Below are 16538 nucleotides of genomic sequence, written 5' to 3' on the forward strand. Positions count from 1 at the left end.
GAGCGGCCCCGGCCGAGGCGGTGACCAGCACGCCCTGGGCCGCGCTGCCGGTCAGCCGGCAGGAGCGCAGCACCGGCCGCGCGTCGTCCTCGGCCCGGAACGCGGCCGCGGTGGTGCCGGTCAGTTCGCAGTCGGTGAAGCTGCCGCGGGCCGGACCGCGCATCACCACGCCGTGGCCGGTCACCGCGCTGACGGTCAGTCCGGTGACGACGGTCTCCGCGCCGTGCTCGACGAGCAGCCCGGTGCCGTCGATGTCGGTGACCGTCACGCGCTCCAGCACGGCGCGGCTGTCACCGCCGAGGCGCAGCCCCAGTGCACCCGCGCCCTGTACGCGGCAGTCGCGCAGGGTGGGGGCGGCGGTGCCGGTGACCTCGACGCGGCCGCCGGCGATCTCGCAGCCGTCGAGCAGGACCGTGCCGCCGGCCACCGTCACCGCGGGCTGGTCCGGGTCCAGGCCCCGCACGGCCAGCCCGCGGACCTCGCCCGCACCGCCGACCACGGTCAGCGGTGTGCCGCGGGCGGCCACCAACTGGACGGTGCCCGGCCCCTGCTCGGCGACCAGGGTGATGTCCCGGTCCAGGGTGAGGTTCTCGGTGTACGTGCCCGGCTGGACGGTGACCACCGAGCCGGGGTTCGCGGCGCGCAGCGCGGCGCCGATGGTGCGGTGCCCTCCCCAGCCGCGGGCCCCGACGCGCAGTGCGGCCGCGCCGCCGGACCGCCCGATCATGCCGAGTTGCAGCTCAGCCGCACCGGAGCGGCCGCGTCGTGTGCGTGCTTGGTGGACGAGGTGTAGTCGACGCCGGTGTTGAACAGTTTGAGGGTGAGCTTGCCGCCGCTGACCTTGAAGGGGCCCTGGGAGACCCATTTGCCGCGGTTGCCCACCTGGCTGATGTTGAAGGAGCCGGCGGTCTTGCCCCCGCTGTGATCGGAATTGTACAGGGCGTACCGCGCGGGCGCGCCGCCCACGTGCTGGATGTCGCCGTTGTCCGGGACGTAGACGGCCAGGCTGCAGGAGGCCGCGCCCTTGATCTTGCTGCTGTAGTCGAACTTCCAGAGCACGTACTGGGTCGAGTCGTACGACGAGGACGACCCGGACATGGGGATGGAGAGGTACTGCCCGTTGCAGCCCGAGCCGGCGTAGCCGCCGCTGGAGGACTTGAGCCAGCCGGACGACCCGTGGCCGAAATTGGCGTCCTTCGTCCAGATCTTGGCGCTGTCGTTCGACGGGCAGCCGTAACCGGCGAGCGCGGAGTACGCGGGGGCGGCGAACTGGGAGACGGTCGGGGCGTGAGCGCTGTTCGCGGAGTGCGATGAGGACGACGCAGACGATGAAGAGGACGACTTGCCGGAGCCGGAACCGGAGCCGGTGGTGGGGCCGGAGGACGGCGAGCCCTTGTGGCCGTCGTCGCTCTGGGCCTCCCGGTGCCCGTCCGCCACGGTGTTGTTGCCGGAGTCCCCGCCGGCGCCGTTCGTGCCGCCGCCGCCGCTTCCGCCGCCGTTCGTGCCCGTGCCCCCGTTGTGGGACACGGAGCTCTGGGAGTTCTGCCCCTGGCCGTGCCGGTCCGCCTGGGAGGCGGCGGCCGCGGGGGAGAGCTTGTCGGCGACGTCCTTCTTCTTCGTGTCGTCACCGCCTGTGAGCGCGCCGACGGCGACGGCGCCGAGGCCCACCGCGGCCACCACGGCGATGCCGACGGCCACCACGCGCTTGCCCGACCGGCCCTGGTCGCCGTCGGACCGGACGCCGCCCACGAACGCGGAGACGAAACCGTGCCGGTCCTCCTCGGCGAGGCGGCCGGTCGCCCCGGCGGCGGGCTCCTGCGGCTTCTCCTGATCAGCCACGTGCTTCCTCTCCAAATTCGGGCCGTACGGGACTGCAGCGCAGAATACGGCTGGGGAGTGAACAGGTAAGAGATACCAGGGAAATTCAATTAGTCCCGGAGGGGCGGACTATTCGTTCCCTTGCTGAAATATTGCGAAGTCGTGATCTTCCGGGTGCAACCGCAACGAGAGTCTTATCGTCGCTGGTCAGATGGGTGGACTGGCCAGCCTCGATGCGGTATCCACGTGGTGTGGTGCGCATCTCCGAGGTTATGTTACAGCTCCCCTCCAGCCGATAGGGTATCGGGGCCGTCCAGTACATTGAAGATGCACTGAATCGGTTTCCAGGCAGGGTGTCGGTCTGTGTGCCGGAAGTACGGCGCGTTGATCTGAAGACGGGAAAACGCATGTCCAATTATGCGCGAATTGTGATTATTGAGCATCGGAACCTCGTCCGGCACGGACTGGAGCGGGTGCTGTCCCAGAGCCCCCGACTGGATGTGATCGCCGCGCTGGAGAGGGTCCAGGACTTCACGCCCGACGCGTTCGGCCGAGACGACTCCGGCACCCCCGACGTCATTCTGTTCGGCCCGCCGTCGCGGGACGGGGGCCACGATCCGGAACCGCTGGCGAAGACCGTCGCGGGCCTGGCCGCCTGCGGCCCGGTGCTGGTCGTCTCGGAGTTCAGCGGACCGTACCGGCTGCTGGACGCGATCCGGGCCGGTGCGCTGGGCTGTGTCACCGGAGAGGTCGACGATGCCGAGCTGCTGCGCGCCGTGGAGACCGTCGTGGGCGGCGGCTTCCACCTCTCGCCGACGCTGGCCCCCCGCCTCCACGCCGAACTGCGGCAGCCCAGCGGCGCGGAGCCCAGGTCGCTGGCCCGCCGCGAGCTGGAGACGCTGCGACTGCTCGCCGAGGGGCTGACGCACAGTCAAATAGGCCGCCGGATGGGCCTGACCGAGGCCACGGTCAGCACGTACGTCAAGCGGATCCGGACCAAGCTGAACGTCGGCAACAAGGCCGACCTGACCCGGACGGCCATCGAACTGGGCCTGCTCCGGGACCCCTGGGCGGCTACGGGACCGGGCGCGGCGCGGGGCACGGCCCGCGGCAGGGGGGCCGACCGCTGCCCGTCCCTGCTGCTGTCCCAGGAGTGGCAGGACTGACCGGACCGGCAGCGCCGCAACGGCCCGCCCGCCCCCGGTCACAGATTCCGGCCGATCCCCATGAGCTGTCCGAAGACGCCGAACGCCGCCACCGCCAGCGGAATGGCGAACGCGCCCAGCACCGCGCCCATTCCGCCGAACCACCCCGGGCGGCGCAGCGGCGGCAGCTCCGGCCGCATCAGCCGCCGGAACCCGTACATCACCAGCACGGCGCCGATCGCCAGCACGGCCAGCGGCCCTGCCCAGCCCGGCAGCCCCAGCTGCGCCGGACCGCCGATCAGCAGCAGGGTGAACAGGCCGACGGCCCCGGCGACGCCCACCGGCGCCACCTCGATCACGACCTTCGCCGCCCCGGCCCGCAGCAGCAGCCCGAGCCCGACGCACGCGGTGATCGCGGCGGCGATCGGGGAGCGCTCGTCGGACCCGAGTACCACCAGAGCGGCGGCGGTCACCAGGGACAGCGCCCCGCCCCAGAGGGCGAGCAGCAGCATCGCGGTGCGCACGGCGGCGTCCAGCTCCGCGCCCTCGGGCTCGGAGCCCGCGGCCGGCGCGGCGCGCCGGAAACCGAAGGCGGCCACCCGCCCCGCCGTCGCAGGGGCGATGGTGAGCAGGAAGAACGCCACCACCGCGACGATCGCGGCGCACTGCGCGAGGTCCGCTTTCAGCAGCGCCAGTACGGCGGTCAGCGCCGTGGCGATGAAGGCGCCGAGCAGGACCGCGGCGGTCGTCACGCCCATCGACGCGACGGCGGCCAGCACCGCGCCGACCAGCACGCCGCCGGCCACGCTCAACGCGGTCACCCCGGCCGGGGTCAGCGCCGACTGCTCCGACGCGCGCTCCGCCACCAGCGTCCAGGACGCCAGGGCCATGCACGGCACCGCACACAGCGCGAGGGCCAGCCGCACGGACGCCGGCACGGACCAGCGCCGTTCGGCGGCGACCCAGGCCAGCGCGGGCAGCACCAGGCCCAGCGCGCCGGCCACGGTGCCGGTGACCGCCGTGTCGACCGGGCGCAGTACGACGATGAGCAGCAGCGCGGCGATCCACCAGACCAGGCCGCAGGCCATGACCGTGACGGTGCGCGCCCGCGCGTCCCAGCGGCGGTCCAGCAGCCGCTCGGAGGCTTCCGAGACCTGCTCGGCCACGTCCTGGACGACCGCTTCGTCGAACTCCCCGGCCACCAGGTCGCGCAGATAGAGGAGCTGACCGTCCACCACGCCGACCTCGGCCAGGCTGCGCTCGGGTTCGAACGGGCCCGTCGTGCTGGTCGCCAGCGACCAGGCGGCGGGCATCAGCTCGCTCTCCTCCAGCTCGCACATACGGGCCAGGTCATCGATGTAGTCGGCGATGGGAGCACGGGCCGGGACCGCGAGGTCCACCTGCCTGCGTTCGCCTACGACCGTGATCCGGCAGTGCTCATCGGCCATCGGATGCGCTCAGGTCCTCTCGGGTTCGGTGCGGTCCGTCGAAGGACTCAGGTGTGCTTCCACGTGTTGGTGTTGGCCCACTCGGCCTCGGAGTAGTTGGCGAAGTTGACGTCCATCGCCATGGAGATCTGACCGAGTACGCCGTTCGGGCCGAACAGACCCTCGGCGGCGATGTTCCACTCGCCCTGCAGGCCCTCGTAGTACGTCTGGGCCTGGCCGGACCAGGTCTCCGCGATCGGCTGCAGTTGGACGATCAGCTGGTGCAGCTCATCCGCGATCTGCTGGGAGAGACCGTTGATGTGCCGGCCCGCGCCTTCCAGCTCCGCGCGGACCAGAATGGATGCGTTGTCGATGCCTGCCACGGCGCTACTCCTCGTACGATCGGTCGGTCAGCCGAGCCTGGCGGTCGGAAGCTCGCTCTGCAGGGTGTGGATCCGCTGCAGGGCATCCTGCTCGGACTCCTTGTAGTTGACCTCGTTGCCGCGCAGACCGGAGGCGATGGAGGTGAGCGCCTGGTGCAGCATCTGCGCGTACGTGTCGTACTCGGCCATGTAGATCTGGAAGGTGTCGTGGGCGATGCCCTGCCAGGACTGCTCCAGCTGCATGACGTACGACTTGAGGTTCGCCAGCTTCGCCTCGACGTCCGCCGCCGTGTTGTCACAGGAGACGGCAGCATCGGCGATCATCTGCGGAGTTACCCTGAAATTCGCCGTCATCTAGCCCGCCCTCTCAAACCAGTCTCAACCGGAACTCGGCTGTTCCGCCGCAACTCTCGCAGTGCGCCGGGCGTGCGAACAGTCCCCTGTTCTGATGTCCCCCCTGGTGTCCCCGCCGCCCGAACGCCGATGAGACCCCGTTGAGACGCCGATGAGGGACGAGCCGCCGGACTCGCCCCTCATCGCCTGATATTCGCGTGTTCGCGTGTTCGCGTGCCGCTCGACCGCGGGTGGTCGTGCCGAGTGGTTCAGCGCACGGTGACCGTCAGCACGGGGGAGACGACCCCGCCGCCGGCGATGCGCAGCTCGTTCTTGCCCTTGATGCCGAGCTTGACGCGCAGGGAGTACGTGCCGGACTTGTTGACGGGGACGGACGCGGGCAGCGAGACCCACTTGGCGCCCTGCTTCTGCTGCAAGGTGACGGTGGTGCCCGCCTTGATGCCGGTCGCCGTGCCGGAGATCCGGAACTGCTCCCACGCCTTGACCGAGGTCGCGCTGGCCTTGGCGGTGAGCGCGGCCTTGGCGGGGGCGGGCTTGGCCGGGGCCGGCTTTCCGGGCGCGGGCCGGGCCGGGGCCGGCTTTGCCGGAGCGGTCTTCGCCGGGGCCGGGGCCGGGGCCGGGTTCGGGGCCGCCATGGCGGCGGTCGCGCCACCGGTGAGGACGGCGGCGCTGAGGGCACCTACAACGGCGAGACGGTATGCACGGTTCATGGGGGGTTCCTCCCTGGTGTGCGTGTTGTAAGCCTTCACGGAGGAACACGGTGAAATTGGGGCTGTGGTTGCCTCTGCTCCGAAGGTTCTCGACAAAACTTCGGGATCCGTCAAGTCGGTTGCCTCCCGCGTCCCTTGAGCATCACTGCCCGGCTGCCCGCTCGGCCACGCCCGTCCCCACGGCTGTTCGTCGAACGGATTTCGGATGCGTACCGCGATCGTCCATGGGGCCGGAGCGCACGCGAGATGCGGCGTGTACCGGCCTTCACAAGCGGACCCCGCCGCGCGACGCTGACCCCATGGCCCCGCAGACGCTCACCGAGAACCCCTTCACCCTTGGCGTGGCGTCCGGCGACCCGCTGCCGGGCTCCGTCGTGCTCTGGACACGGCTCGCGCCCCGCCCCTACGAGGTGGGCGGCGGGCTGCCGCCCACCGGCAGCGTGAGCGTCGGCTGGGAGGTGGCCGCGGACGACGCGTTCGGCTCGCCCGTGCAGAGCGGCACCGTGGCCGCGCCCGCCGCCGACAACTACACCGTGCACCTGGACGTACGCGGCCTCGAACCCGCCCATGACTACTACTACCGCTTCCGCGTGGACCAGTGGACCAGCCGGGTGGGCCGCACCCGCACCGCGCCCGCGGCCGGTGCGTCCGTCGCGTCCGTCGGTGGGCTGCGGCTCGGTCTCGTCTCCTGCCAGCAGTACGACGAGGGCTACTACACGGCCCTCGCGCACCTCGCCGAGGAGGATCTCGACGCGGTCCTGTTCGTCGGCGACTACATCTACGAGAACGCCATCAACGCCAAGGCGGGCGCCCGGAACTACACCGACCCCCCGCTGCCCGCGATCTTCAACCACTGGACGGTCACCCTGGACGACTACCGGCTGCGGTACGCGCTCGGGAAGTCGGACGCCGACCTCCAGGCCGCGCACGCCGCCCACCCCTGGATCGTCACCTGGGACGACCACGAGGTCGAGAACAACTACGCGGGCGACATCTCCCAGCACAACGACCCGATCGAGCAATTCCGCAAGCGCCGGGCCGCCGCCTACCGCGCGTTCTGGGAGAACATGCCGCTGCGCGAGGCCCAGCGGCCCAAGGGGCCCGACGCGATCCTCTACCGCCGCCTCCAGTACGGGGCGTTGGCGCAGTTCGACGTGCTCGACACCCGGCAGTACCGCTCCGACCAGGCGTACGGCGACGGCTGGCAGTACCCCGGCCCCGAGTCGGAGAACCGCGCCCGCACCCTGACCGGCGCCGCCCAGGAGCGCTGGCTCCTCGACGGGTTCCGCTCCTCCACCGCCACCTGGAACGTCATCCCGCAGCAGGTCGCCTTCTGCCGCCGCAAGAACACCACCGCCGACCGCTCCCGGCTCTCGATGGACGCCTGGGACGGCTACCCCGCCTCCCGCGCGCGCGTGCTGGCCGGGATCGAGCAGGCCGGCATCGGAAACCTCGTCGTGCTCTCCGGGGACGTGCACGTCAACTACGCCATGGACATCAAGAAGGACTTCAACAAGCCCGCCTCCCAGACGCTCGGCGTCGAGTTCGTCGGGACGTCCATCTCCAGCGGCTTCGACGGCGCGGACAAGCCGGGCGACTGGTCCACCATGCTGGCCGCCAACCCGCACATGAAGTTCTACAACGGCCGCCGGGGCTACGTGCTGCTCTCGCTCGACGCCGAGCGCGTACGGGCCGACTTCCGCACCGTCACCGGCGTCCGCACCCCCGGCGCGCCCATCTCCACGGCCGCCTCCTTCGTCTCGGAAGCGGGCGATCCGGGGCTGAAGCCCGCTTGACCTCAATGGCCCGCTTGACCTCAATGCGACCCGGTTCATACCTCGGTAAGGGCCGCAGCCCCGCGTGGTCATGACACCATGGTGTATCAACCAAGTACCCCATGGAGAGACGATGACGGACCCCGGCCCCACCACGGCCGAGACCCCCCAGAAGGCCCCCGAGGCCCGCGAGGAAACTGACGGAATCCGCATACCCACCCCGCCCAAGGCCGCGGCACGCCGCGCCGGCCTGCTCGTCACCCTGGTGCTCGGCGGTCTCACCGCGCTCCCGCCGCTCTCCATGGACATGTACCTCCCCGCGCTCCCGGAGGTCACCGACGCCCTGCACAGCCCGGCCGCGACCGTCCAGCTGACCCTGACCGCCTGCCTCGTCGGCATGGCGCTCGGCCAGCTCGTCGTCGGCCCCATGAGCGACAAGTGGGGGCGCCGCCGCCCGCTCCTCATCGGCATGGTGATCTACATCCTCGCCACCGCCGTCTGCGCCGTCGCGCCCACCGCGCCGATGCTCATCGGGTTCCGTCTGATCCAGGGCCTCGCCGGGGCCGCCGGCATCGTCATCGCCCGCGCCGTCGTCCGCGACCTCTACGACGGCATCGCCATGGCCCGCTTCTTCTCCACCCTGATGCTCATATCGGGCGTCGCGCCCGTCGTCGCCCCCCTCATCGGCGGCCAGATCCTGCGGCTCACCGACTGGCGCGGCGTCTTCGTCCTCCTCACCGTCATCGGCATCCTGCTCACCCTCGTCGTCTGGCGCTGGCTGCACGAGACCCTGCCGCCGGAGCGCCGCCACGCGGGCGGCCTCGGCGACGCCCTGCGCACCATGCGCTCGCTCCTCGCCGACCGGGTCTTCGCCGGCTACACCCTCGCGGGCGGCCTCGCCTTCGGCGCGCTCTTCGCCTACATCTCCGCCTCGCCCTTCGTCGTGCAGGACATCTACGGGGCCTCCCCGCAGACCTTCTCCCTGCTCTTCGGGATCAACTCCATCGGGCTCGTCGCCGTCGGCCAGCTCAACGGCAAGGTCCTCGTCGGCCGCGTCAGCCTCGACAAGGCCCTCGGCGTGGGCCTCACCGTGATCACCCTCGCCTCCGTCGCGCTGCTCCTGATGACCTCCGGCGTCTTCGGCGAGCCGGGGCTCACCCCCATCGCCATCGGGCTGTTCGTGCTGATGTCCGCGATGGGCCTCGCCATGCCCAACACCAACGCCCAGGCCCTCATGCGCTCCCGCGACGCCGCGGGCTCCGCCTCCGCGCTGCTGGGCACCTCCACCTTCCTGCTCGGCGCCGTCGCCTCGCCGCTCGTCGGCATCGCGGGCGAGCACACGGCCGTACCGATGGCCGTCGTCCAGCTGGCGTGCGCGCTCGCCGCCGTCGCCGCGTTCCTGGGGCTGTGCCGCCCGTGGCAGCGCCGGAACGAGACCATGAGCTGACGGAACTCCACCAGGGCCGCGGGCCCGGAGCAGGGGCGGCCCCGCCTCTACTCCGGGCCCGTCTCCGTACGCTCCGCCTTGGCGGGCTCCGTCTCCGTACGTTCCAGCAGCCGTTCGTAGCGCTGCCGGGCGGCCTGCGGGGTGCCCAGGCCCAGCCCGAAGGCGACCTCGGGCCAGGTCATGCCGCGCCCCCGCGCCATCTGGAGGAGCCCGGCCTCCAGCTCGTCCAGTTCCCCGCGCACCAGCGGGAGCAGCGACAGGGCCGCGGTGATGTCCGCGTGGTCCACCTCGGGCTCGCCGTCCTCGCGGAGCGCGGCCCCGCTGAGCAGGAATCCCACGAGCCGGACGGCCTCGTGCGGGCCGAGGAGCGCCGGGTTGGCCTGCCGGCGGCGCTGCTCGTCGGTGGCCGCGTGCCGTTCGGCGATGCGGAAGAGAGAGGCGTAGACGCGCTGGGCGCGGGCCTCGTCGGGGTGCTGGGGCGTGAAGGGATCGGAGGTTGTCATGCGACCAGCATGGAGGGGCGCACAATCCACTGTCAACAGATTATGGTGAACAATCTGTTTGCATGGATCGTCTCCATGGTGGTTTGTGCGCCCCGGCCGCATGCCTTACGCCGCATGCCTTACACCACATGCCTTACGCCACATGCCTTTACGTCGTATGCCTTAGCGTCGTATCCCTCTACAGGGAGCGCTCCATCCGCTCCGCCATCAGCTTGATGAACCGCGACGGGTCGCTCAGCTCGCCGCCCTCGGCGAGCAGCGCCATCCCGTAGAGCAGCTCCGCGGTCTCCCCGAGCCCGGCCCCGCTCTCACCGGACTGCTCGCCGTGCGCCTTGTTGACCGCGCTCACCAGCGGGTGCCCGGGGTTCAGCTCCAGAATGCGCTTGGCGCGCGGCATGTCCTGCCCCATCGCCCGGTACATCGCCTCCAGGCCCGGGGTCGCGTCATGCTCGTCCGAGACGACGCACGCGGGCGAGGTCGTCAGGCGCGAGGAGAGCCGCACCTCCTTCACGTCCTCGGCCAGCCGCTCCGTCATCCACGTCAGCAGCGCCCCGTACTCCTCCTGCCGCTTCTCGCGCTCGGTCTCGGCCTCCTTCTTCTCCTCCTCGCTGCCGAGGTCGACCTCGCCCTTGGCGACGGACCGCAGCTGCTTGCCCTCGAACTCGGGGACGGCGTCGACCCACACCTCGTCCACCGGGTCGGTGAGCAGCAGCACCTCGATGCCCTTGGCGCGGAACGCCTCCATGTGCGGGGAGTTCTCCAGCGCCTGCCGGCTCTCGCCGGTCAGGTAGAAGATGTGCTCCTGGCCGTCCTTCATGCGCTCCGCGTACTGCGCCAGGGTCGTCGGCGACTCGGCGTCGTGGGTCGAGGGGAACGAGGAGATGCCGAGGATCGCGTCGCGGTTCTCGAAGTCGCCGAGCAGCCCCTCCTTGAGGACGCGGCCGAACTCCTTCCACAGCGCCGCGTAGCGCTCCGGGGACCCGGACATCATGTCCTTGATCGTGGAGAGCACCTTCTTCGCGAGACGGCGGTGCATCAGCTGGATCTGCCGGTCCTGCTGGAGGATCTCGCGCGACACGTTGAGCGACAGGTCCTGCGCGTCCACGACGCCCTTGACGAACCGCAGGTAGGGAGGCATGAGCGCCTCGCAGTCGTCCATGATGAAGACACGCTTCACATAGAGCTGCACGCCGCGCTTGTGATCCCGCATGAACAGGTCCTGCGGCGCGTGCGAGGGGATGAACAGCAGCGCCTGGTACTCGAAGGTGCCCTCCGCCTGCATGCGGATCGTCTCTAGCGGGTCGTTCCAGTCGTGGCTGATGTGCTTGTAGAGCTCGTGGTACTCCTCGTCGCTCACCTCGTCCCGCGAGCGCGCCCACAGGGCCTTCATCGAGTTGAGCGTCTCGACCTCGGGCTCGGTCTCGCCGGCCGGACTGTCGGCCGAGTCCTCATCGGCCGAGTCCTCTGCGGCGGCCGGGGCCTCGGCTGCCATCCGGATCGGCCAGGTGATGAAGTCGGAGTACCGCTTGACGATCTCCTTGATCTTCCAGGGGGAGGTGTAGTCGTAGAGCTTGTCCTCCGTGTCCGCGGGCTTGAGCCGCAGCGTGACCGAGGTGCCCTGCGGCGCCTCGTCCACGGTCTCGACGGTGTACGTGCCCGTGCCGTCGGACGTCCAGCGGGTGCCCTGGCTCTCGCCCGCGCGCCGGGTCAGCAGCGTGACTTCCTCGGCCACCATGAAGCTCGCGTAGAACCCGACGCCGAACTGGCCGATGAGCCCCTCGGCCGCGGTCGCGTCCTTGGCCTCCTTGAGCTCCTGGAGGAACTTCGCCGTGCCGGAGTTGGCGATGGTCCCGATGAGCTCGCGCACCTCGTCGTACGACATGCCGATGCCGTTGTCCCGTACGGCCAGCGTGCGGGCGTCGCTGTCGGCCTCGATGGCGATGTGGAGATCGGACGTGTCCGCGCCGAGCGCGTCGTCGCGCAGCGATTCCAGACGCAACTTGTCCAGTGCGTCGGAGGAGTTGGAGATCAGCTCGCGCAGGAAGACATCCTTGTTCGAGTAGATCGAGTGGATCATCATTTGCAGGAGCTGGCGTGCTTCTACCTGAAACTCGAACGTTTCGGTCGGCATGATTCGCTATTCCTTCTAAGGTGCCTAGGGCTGACCTGGGAACTGTAGAACAGCGAGCCGACTCGTTTCCCGGCCCTGCCGAACCCCGGCGATATGGAACTCCTGCTACCGCCCGCCGGTCGCGGCTCTTCCGCGACAGTGCGTAACTGGCTCAACTTCGTTCACATGCTTGACACTTGGCGTACGCAATCAGACTCTTTTGCGCAGTGTCCGCCCTGGCCAAGAGGCGGAGTAGAGGAGACGACTGTGCTCAGACGGACAATGACGGCCATGGCCGTGACGGCCCTCGCCCTGAGCGGCGCGCTCGTCAGCACCGCCGCGAGCGCCGCGCCCGCGGCGAGACTCGCGGTCGACTGCAAGCACTCGATCAGCCACGAGACGCCCGGCAGCGCGTCCGGGTCCTTCAAGAAGAGCATCACCCTCAAGACCGGCCCGTACGCCGACTGCGGGAAGGTGAAGGAATTCCCCACGGGCTCCAAGTTCTGGATCTGGTGCGGCGCGTACAACAACTACAAGAACCTCTGGTACTACGGCCGCGTCGACGGCACGCAGACCAAGGGCTGGGTGTACGCGGACAACCTGGTGTGGTCCGGCACCTGGAAGAGCTGCTGAGACGCCGGAAAGAGAAGCCGAGAAGAGAAGCCGAGAAGAGGAGACGACTGTGCTCAGACGGACCATGACAGCCCTCGCCGTGTCGACGCTCGCCCTGAGCGGCGCCCTCGTCGGCACCACCGCGAGCGCCGCGCCGACGGCGAAGGCCGCGGTCGACTGCAAGCACTCGATCACCCATGACCACCCCGGCAGCGCCTCCGGCAGGTTCAACGGGGGCTTCAACCTCAAGACCGGCCCCTACGCGGACTGCGGCAAGGTGCAGAAATTCCCCGAGGGCACCAAGTTCTGGATTTGGTGTTCCACCTACAACAGCTATAACAACCTCTGGGCGTACGGCCGGGTCGACGGCACGCAGACCAAGGGCTGGATTCCCGTCAAGGATCTGGTGTGGAGCGGCTATATGTACGCGTGCTGAACGCGTCATTCCGGCCCGGCGCGGCCGCCCGGCCGGGGCCGCTGTACCGCCGTCCCGGCCGGACCGGCGGAGGCCCGTAGAATTCGGCGGATGTACGACGCCCCCGAATCCCCCCGGACCGGCGAGACGCTGCGCGCGGCGCTCGCCGAGCTGCTCGACGGGCTCCCGCCCAAGCAGGCCGCGCAGGCCGTCGACCGGCTGATCGCCAACTACCGGGGGCGCACGCCGACGGACGCGCCCGTGCTGCGCGACCGCTCGGACGTGGTCGCGTACGCCGCGTACCGGATGCCCGCGACCTTCGAGGCCGTACGCGCCGCCCTCGACGCCTTCCGGGAGCAGGACCCCGACTGGTCGCCGGCGACCCATGTGGACGTCGGCGGCGGCACCGGCGCGGCGAGCTGGGCGGTGGACGCCGCCTGGCCCGGCGCCGAGCGCGCCACGACCGTTCTCGACTGGGCCGAACCGGCGCTCGCGCTGGGCGGCGAGCTCGCCCGTACAGCCGCGTCCCCCGCCCTGCGCGCGGCGCGGTGGCAGCGGGCGGAGATCGGCGCCGGGCTGAAGCTGCCGGACGCGGACCTCGTCACCGTCTCGTACGTGCTCGGCGAGCTCACCGAGGCCGCCCGCGCCGCCGTTGCCGAGGAGGCCGCCCGCGCCGCGCGGGCCGTCGTGATCATCGAACCCGGCACCCCCGACGGCTACCGCCGCGTCCTCGCGGCCCGCGACCGGCTGATCGCCGCCGGGCTGCGGGTGGTCGCGCCGTGCCCGCACAGCGCGGGGTGCCCGATCGTGCCGGGCGCGGACTGGTGCCACTTCTCGGCCAGGGTCAGCCGCTCCTCCCTGCACCGCCGGGTCAAGGGCGGCTCGCTGCCGTACGAGGACGAGAAGTTCAGCTACGTCGCGGCCGTACGGTCCCCCGTGGACCCGGCCCCGGCCCGCGTCGTGCGCAGGCCGCAGATCCGCAAGGGGCAGGTGCTGCTGGACCTGTGCACGGCCGAGGAGCAGATCCGCCGCGAGACGGTCACCAAGCGCCACGGCCCCCTCTACCGCGCGGCGCGCGACGTCGACTGGGGCGACGCCTGGCCGCCGCCGACGGACTGACGGGGCCGGCTGACGGGAGCCGCCTGACGGGGCCCGGCTCCGCGGCAGCAGGCCGGACCCCACGCGCCCTCGCTCAGCGCAGTTCCTGCGTGCAGCACTTCACGCTGCCGCCGCTCTTGAGCAGCTCGCCCAGGTCCAGCCCGACCGGCTCGAACCCCCGCTCGCGCAGCGGCCCGAACAGCCCCACCGCCGCCTGCGGCAGCACCACATGGAGGCCGTCGCTCACCGCGTTGAGCCCCAGCGCCTCCGCGTCCGCCTCGGCGGCGATCAGGGCGTCGGGGAACAGCCGCTCCAGCACCGCCCGGCTGCCGGGCGAGAACGCGCCCGGGTAGTACATGATCTCGTCGCCGTCGCCGTCGGCGTCGAGCACGCACAGCGCCGTGTCGAGGTGGTAGTAGCGCGGATCGACGAGGTCGAGCCCGATCACCGGGCGGCCGAAGTACTCCTGGACCTCGGCGTGCGACAGCGGGCTGCTGCGGAAGCCGCGGCCGGCCAGCAGCCAGGAGGAGGTGACGGCGAAGTCGCCCTCGCCCTCGTTGATGTGCTCCGGCTCCCGGACGTCGCGGTAGCCGTGCGCGCGGAACCACTCGGCGTGCACGGCGGCCTCGGCGGTCCGCTCGGCGTGGGCGAAGCGCGCGCCGAGCACGCGGCCGTCCACGACCGTCGCGCCGTTGGCGGTGAAGACCATGTCGGGCAGGCCGGGGAGCGGTTCGAGCTCCTCGACGGTGTGGCCGAACGACCGGTAGCGGTCGCGCAGATCCTCCCACTGCGCGACGGCGAGCCGCAGGTCCACCGGCTTGGCCGGGTCCATCCAGGGGTTGATGGAGTACGTGACGCGGAAGTGGGCGGGCGGGCACATCAGGTAGCGCCGGGCGGTGGCGGAACGCGGTGGCGGTGGCATACGCAAGGAGAGCTCCTCACGACGGAGTCGGGCACGTACGGGATGTCGCACGTGCCCAAATCGTCCACCCCGGCGCTCCGCACCGCATGATCCGTACGGGTGGTTCACGGCCCGTGTCCGGTATGGCCCGCGCCTGGTGACCCCTCGCCCCCTCGGCGACACCCCGCCCAACCCAAGACGAAACGTCTCGACTAGGGCGCTCGTTATCCTTCCGGTCATGCCGAACAAGACAGCGCCCGACTCCACCCGCCGCAGCGAGCGGTCCCGCCGCGCCATCCTGGACGCCTCCCTCGAACTCGTCGCCGAAAACGGCTTCGCCAAGCTGACCATCGAGGCCATCGCCGCCCGCGCCGGCGTCGGCAAGCAGACGATCTACCGCTGGTGGCCCTCGAAGGCCGCCGTGCTCTTCGAGGCGTGCGTCCCCGACGGCGGCGACCCCCGAGCCGTCGAGCTGCCGGACACCGGCGACATCGAGGCCGACCTCAAGACCGTGCTGCGGGCCACCGTGGACGAGCTCGCCGACCCCCGCCTCGCCGCGCCGACCCGCGCGCTCGCCGCCGAGTCGCAGAGCGACGAGGACCTCGCGGCCATGCTCACCGAGCGGGTGCTCGAACCGCAGCTCCAGGCGTACGTCCGGCGGTTCCGGACCGCACAGGAGGCCGGCCAGATCGCCGAGGGCATCGACCTGCGCATCGCGCTCGAACTGTTCGTCGGCCCCCTCTTCCACCGCTGGATGACCCGCACCCTCCCCGTCACCCACGAGTACGCCGACACCGTCGCCGACCTCGCGCTGAACGGCATGCGGCCCCGCTGAAGGGTCTGTGGGCCGGCCCGCGCGGGCGCGCCCCGGCCGGCCACGGTCCGTACGCCCTACGCACACATTCCGTACGCGCGCCGACGGGCCGCCGGTGTACGCCCCGCCTGCCGACGTACGCCCCTGACGCCCGTACGACCCGTCCCGGCCACCCCGGATACGGACACTGGTCACACCAGGAGCAGGATGGTGGCAGCATTGATCCCAGCCCGCGGTCGAAGTGAGGGGATAGATGGAACGCAAAAGCAGGTTCTCCCAATGGCTGCGCCGACCGAGGAGCACGGCCGCCGATACGGGTGCGGACGCCCAGGCCGTCCGCGAGGATCTGCTCCTGGCCGCCGCCGTCGCGGGCTTCCCGCTGGCCCTCGCGGCGTATCCATCGGGCTACGGCTGTTCCTGTGAACGCATCGGCTGCCCGACGCCGGGCCGCCACCCCGTCTCCTTCGCCTGGCAGACGCTCGCCTCCACCGACCCCGAGAAGGTCGGCGGCTGGCTGCGGGCCGACCTCCAGGCCAACTTCATCACCGCCACCGGCATCAACCACGACGTCCTCGACGTGCCCCTCGAAGCGGGGCGGCAGGCCCTGGAGCGGCTCGGCGTGGCGGGCGTCGAGGTCGGCCCCGTCGCCACCTGCGCGCCCGACCGGATGCTGTTCTTCACCAAGACCCGCGGCACCCCGGACGACGAGGACGAGTGGTGGCCGTGCGAGCTGGACTGCCACCCCGAGACCATGGACGAGCATCCTGGGCTGCGCTGGCACTGCCGCGGCAGCTATGTGCTCGTACCGCCCTCGCGGGTGCCCGGCGACGGGGGCGTGGCCTGGCTGCTCGGCCCCGAGCGGCCGCTGCCCGAGCCGCTGACGCTCCTGGAGTCGCTCACCGACGCCTGCGCGCAGTTCGCGGGGGAGCGGCCGGACCACGACCACGAGTCCGCGGCCTGGCCGATCGGCCGCTGACAGCCTTCGGCCGGGGCCGTCCGCTCGTACGGGCCTCAGCCGCCCTTGAC

At 71.0% G+C, this 16538-nt stretch carries 17 protein-coding genes; 8 read left to right on the forward strand and 9 right to left on the reverse strand.

The genetic code is table 11. From position 1 onward, the window contains the following. Both ACFU99_RS09890 and ACFU99_RS09895 read right to left on the reverse strand, forming a co-directional pair. On the reverse strand, window positions 1-727 hold a 727-nt coding region (locus ACFU99_RS09890), incomplete at its 3' end, for a right-handed parallel beta-helix repeat-containing protein (RefSeq protein WP_384388431.1). Beyond that, window positions 724-1839, reverse strand: coding sequence for a hypothetical protein (locus ACFU99_RS09895; protein ID WP_384388434.1), 1116 nt, complete (start codon window positions 1837-1839; stop codon window positions 724-726). The genes ACFU99_RS09890 and ACFU99_RS09895, both read right to left, overlap by 4 nt. Window positions 1840-2225: 386 nt before the next feature. Here ACFU99_RS09895 and ACFU99_RS09900 point away from each other — a divergent pair, with 386 nt between their 5' ends. Then, entirely contained in the window at window positions 2226-2984 is a 759-nt protein-coding gene (locus ACFU99_RS09900) for a LuxR C-terminal-related transcriptional regulator (protein ID WP_384388437.1), read from the forward strand. Window positions 2985-3022: 38 nt separating this feature from the next. Here the strand turns inward: ACFU99_RS09900 and eccD are convergent, their stop codons facing one another. From eccD to ACFU99_RS09920, 4 genes are all read right to left on the reverse strand, one after another. Beyond that, entirely contained in the window at window positions 3023-4411 is a 1389-nt protein-coding gene (eccD, locus tag ACFU99_RS09905) for a type VII secretion integral membrane protein EccD (RefSeq protein WP_384388440.1), read from the reverse strand. Between the two features lie 47 nt (window positions 4412-4458). After that, entirely contained in the window at window positions 4459-4773 is a 315-nt protein-coding gene (locus ACFU99_RS09910) for a WXG100 family type VII secretion target (RefSeq protein WP_384388443.1), read from the reverse strand. Window positions 4774-4800: 27 nt separating this feature from the next. Then, entirely contained in the window at window positions 4801-5127 is a 327-nt protein-coding gene (locus tag ACFU99_RS09915) for a WXG100 family type VII secretion target (protein ID WP_384388446.1), read from the reverse strand. Between the two features lie 248 nt (window positions 5128-5375). Further along, window positions 5376-5837 (reverse strand): hypothetical protein, encoded by a 462-nt coding sequence (locus tag ACFU99_RS09920; RefSeq protein WP_384388448.1) that lies wholly within the window; start codon window positions 5835-5837, stop codon window positions 5376-5378. 299 nt (window positions 5838-6136) lie between these two features. On the opposite strand from ACFU99_RS09920, the gene ACFU99_RS09925 reads away from it, so the two are divergent. Together ACFU99_RS09925 and ACFU99_RS09930 are read left to right on the forward strand one after the other, a co-directional pair. Beyond that, the gene (locus ACFU99_RS09925; protein ID WP_384388450.1) at window positions 6137-7633 is read left to right on the forward strand and encodes an alkaline phosphatase D family protein; all 1497 of its coding nucleotides are present in this window, start codon (window positions 6137-6139) and stop codon (window positions 7631-7633) included. Window positions 7634-7703: 70 nt separating this feature from the next. After that, window positions 7704-9059, forward strand: coding sequence for a multidrug effflux MFS transporter (locus tag ACFU99_RS09930; protein ID WP_384388453.1), 1356 nt, complete (start codon window positions 7704-7706; stop codon window positions 9057-9059). 47 nt (window positions 9060-9106) lie between these two features. Here the strand turns inward: ACFU99_RS09930 and ACFU99_RS09935 are convergent, their stop codons facing one another. Beyond that, complete coding sequence (locus tag ACFU99_RS09935; protein ID WP_384388456.1) at window positions 9107-9562, reverse strand: DNA-binding protein; 456 nt, start codon at window positions 9560-9562, stop codon at window positions 9107-9109. A 178-nt stretch (window positions 9563-9740) separates the two neighbouring features. After that, a complete protein-coding gene (htpG, locus tag ACFU99_RS09940) occupies window positions 9741-11693 on the reverse strand; it encodes a molecular chaperone HtpG (RefSeq protein ID WP_384388459.1) in 1953 nt (650 codons plus the stop codon). Between the two features lie 246 nt (window positions 11694-11939). Here htpG and ACFU99_RS09945 point away from each other — a divergent pair, with 246 nt between their 5' ends. The 3 genes from ACFU99_RS09945 to ACFU99_RS09955 all read left to right on the forward strand — a co-directional run bounded on the left by ACFU99_RS09945 (window position 11940) and on the right by ACFU99_RS09955 (window position 13818). Continuing rightward, window positions 11940-12305 carry a hypothetical protein gene (locus tag ACFU99_RS09945; protein ID WP_384388462.1) on the forward strand — a complete coding sequence of 122 codons (366 nt, stop codon included), beginning with the start codon at window positions 11940-11942 and terminating at the stop codon, window positions 12303-12305. Between the two features lie 49 nt (window positions 12306-12354). After that, window positions 12355-12720, forward strand: a complete 366-nt coding sequence (locus tag ACFU99_RS09950) for a hypothetical protein (protein ID WP_384388464.1) — start codon at window positions 12355-12357, stop codon at window positions 12718-12720. Window positions 12721-12810: 90 nt separating this feature from the next. Further along, a complete protein-coding gene (locus tag ACFU99_RS09955; RefSeq protein ID WP_384388467.1) occupies window positions 12811-13818 on the forward strand; it encodes a small ribosomal subunit Rsm22 family protein in 1008 nt (335 codons plus the stop codon). 73 nt (window positions 13819-13891) lie between these two features. Here ACFU99_RS09955 and ddaH read toward each other — a convergent pair whose 3' ends face one another. Further along, window positions 13892-14719: a dimethylargininase gene (gene ddaH, locus ACFU99_RS09960; RefSeq protein ID WP_384388470.1), complete on the reverse strand. Its 828-nt coding sequence runs from the start codon at window positions 14717-14719 to the stop codon at window positions 13892-13894. A gap of 217 nt (window positions 14720-14936) precedes the next feature. Between ddaH and ACFU99_RS09965 the strand changes: the two genes are divergently transcribed. Continuing rightward, complete coding sequence (locus ACFU99_RS09965) at window positions 14937-15533, forward strand: TetR/AcrR family transcriptional regulator (protein WP_384388473.1); 597 nt, start codon at window positions 14937-14939, stop codon at window positions 15531-15533. A 232-nt stretch (window positions 15534-15765) separates the two neighbouring features. Beyond that, a complete protein-coding gene (locus ACFU99_RS09970) occupies window positions 15766-16488 on the forward strand; it encodes a bifunctional DNA primase/polymerase (protein ID WP_384388476.1) in 723 nt (240 codons plus the stop codon). The last annotated feature ends 50 nt before the right edge of the window (window positions 16489-16538 follow it).

This window comes from Streptomyces sp. NPDC057654, assembly GCF_042800135.1.
In the GTDB taxonomy this organism is placed as follows: domain Bacteria; phylum Actinomycetota; class Actinomycetes; order Streptomycetales; family Streptomycetaceae; genus Streptomyces.

What these genes read in the sequence shown, in the direction of transcription:
- ddaH (WP_384388470.1), bottom strand. Translation starts at nt 14,719, where the DNA reads ATGCCACCGCCACCGCGTTCCGCCACCGCCCGGCGCTACCTGATGTGC.
- ACFU99_RS09900 (WP_384388437.1), top strand. Translation starts at nt 2,226, where the DNA reads ATGTCCAATTATGCGCGAATTGTGATTATTGAGCATCGGAACCTCGTC.
- ACFU99_RS09955 (WP_384388467.1), top strand. Translation starts at nt 12,811, where the DNA reads ATGTACGACGCCCCCGAATCCCCCCGGACCGGCGAGACGCTGCGCGCG.
- ACFU99_RS09970 (WP_384388476.1), top strand. Translation starts at nt 15,766, where the DNA reads ATGGAACGCAAAAGCAGGTTCTCCCAATGGCTGCGCCGACCGAGGAGC.
- ACFU99_RS09920 (WP_384388448.1), bottom strand. Translation starts at nt 5,837, where the DNA reads ATGAACCGTGCATACCGTCTCGCCGTTGTAGGTGCCCTCAGCGCCGCC.
- ACFU99_RS09925 (WP_384388450.1), top strand. Translation starts at nt 6,137, where the DNA reads ATGGCCCCGCAGACGCTCACCGAGAACCCCTTCACCCTTGGCGTGGCG.
- htpG (WP_384388459.1), bottom strand. Translation starts at nt 11,693, where the DNA reads ATGCCGACCGAAACGTTCGAGTTTCAGGTAGAAGCACGCCAGCTCCTG.
- eccD (WP_384388440.1), bottom strand. Translation starts at nt 4,411, where the DNA reads ATGGCCGATGAGCACTGCCGGATCACGGTCGTAGGCGAACGCAGGCAG.
- ACFU99_RS09930 (WP_384388453.1), top strand. Translation starts at nt 7,704, where the DNA reads ATGACACCATGGTGTATCAACCAAGTACCCCATGGAGAGACGATGACG.
- ACFU99_RS09965 (WP_384388473.1), top strand. Translation starts at nt 14,937, where the DNA reads ATGCCGAACAAGACAGCGCCCGACTCCACCCGCCGCAGCGAGCGGTCC.
- ACFU99_RS09935 (WP_384388456.1), bottom strand. Translation starts at nt 9,562, where the DNA reads ATGACAACCTCCGATCCCTTCACGCCCCAGCACCCCGACGAGGCCCGC.
- ACFU99_RS09915 (WP_384388446.1), bottom strand. Translation starts at nt 5,127, where the DNA reads ATGACGGCGAATTTCAGGGTAACTCCGCAGATGATCGCCGATGCTGCC.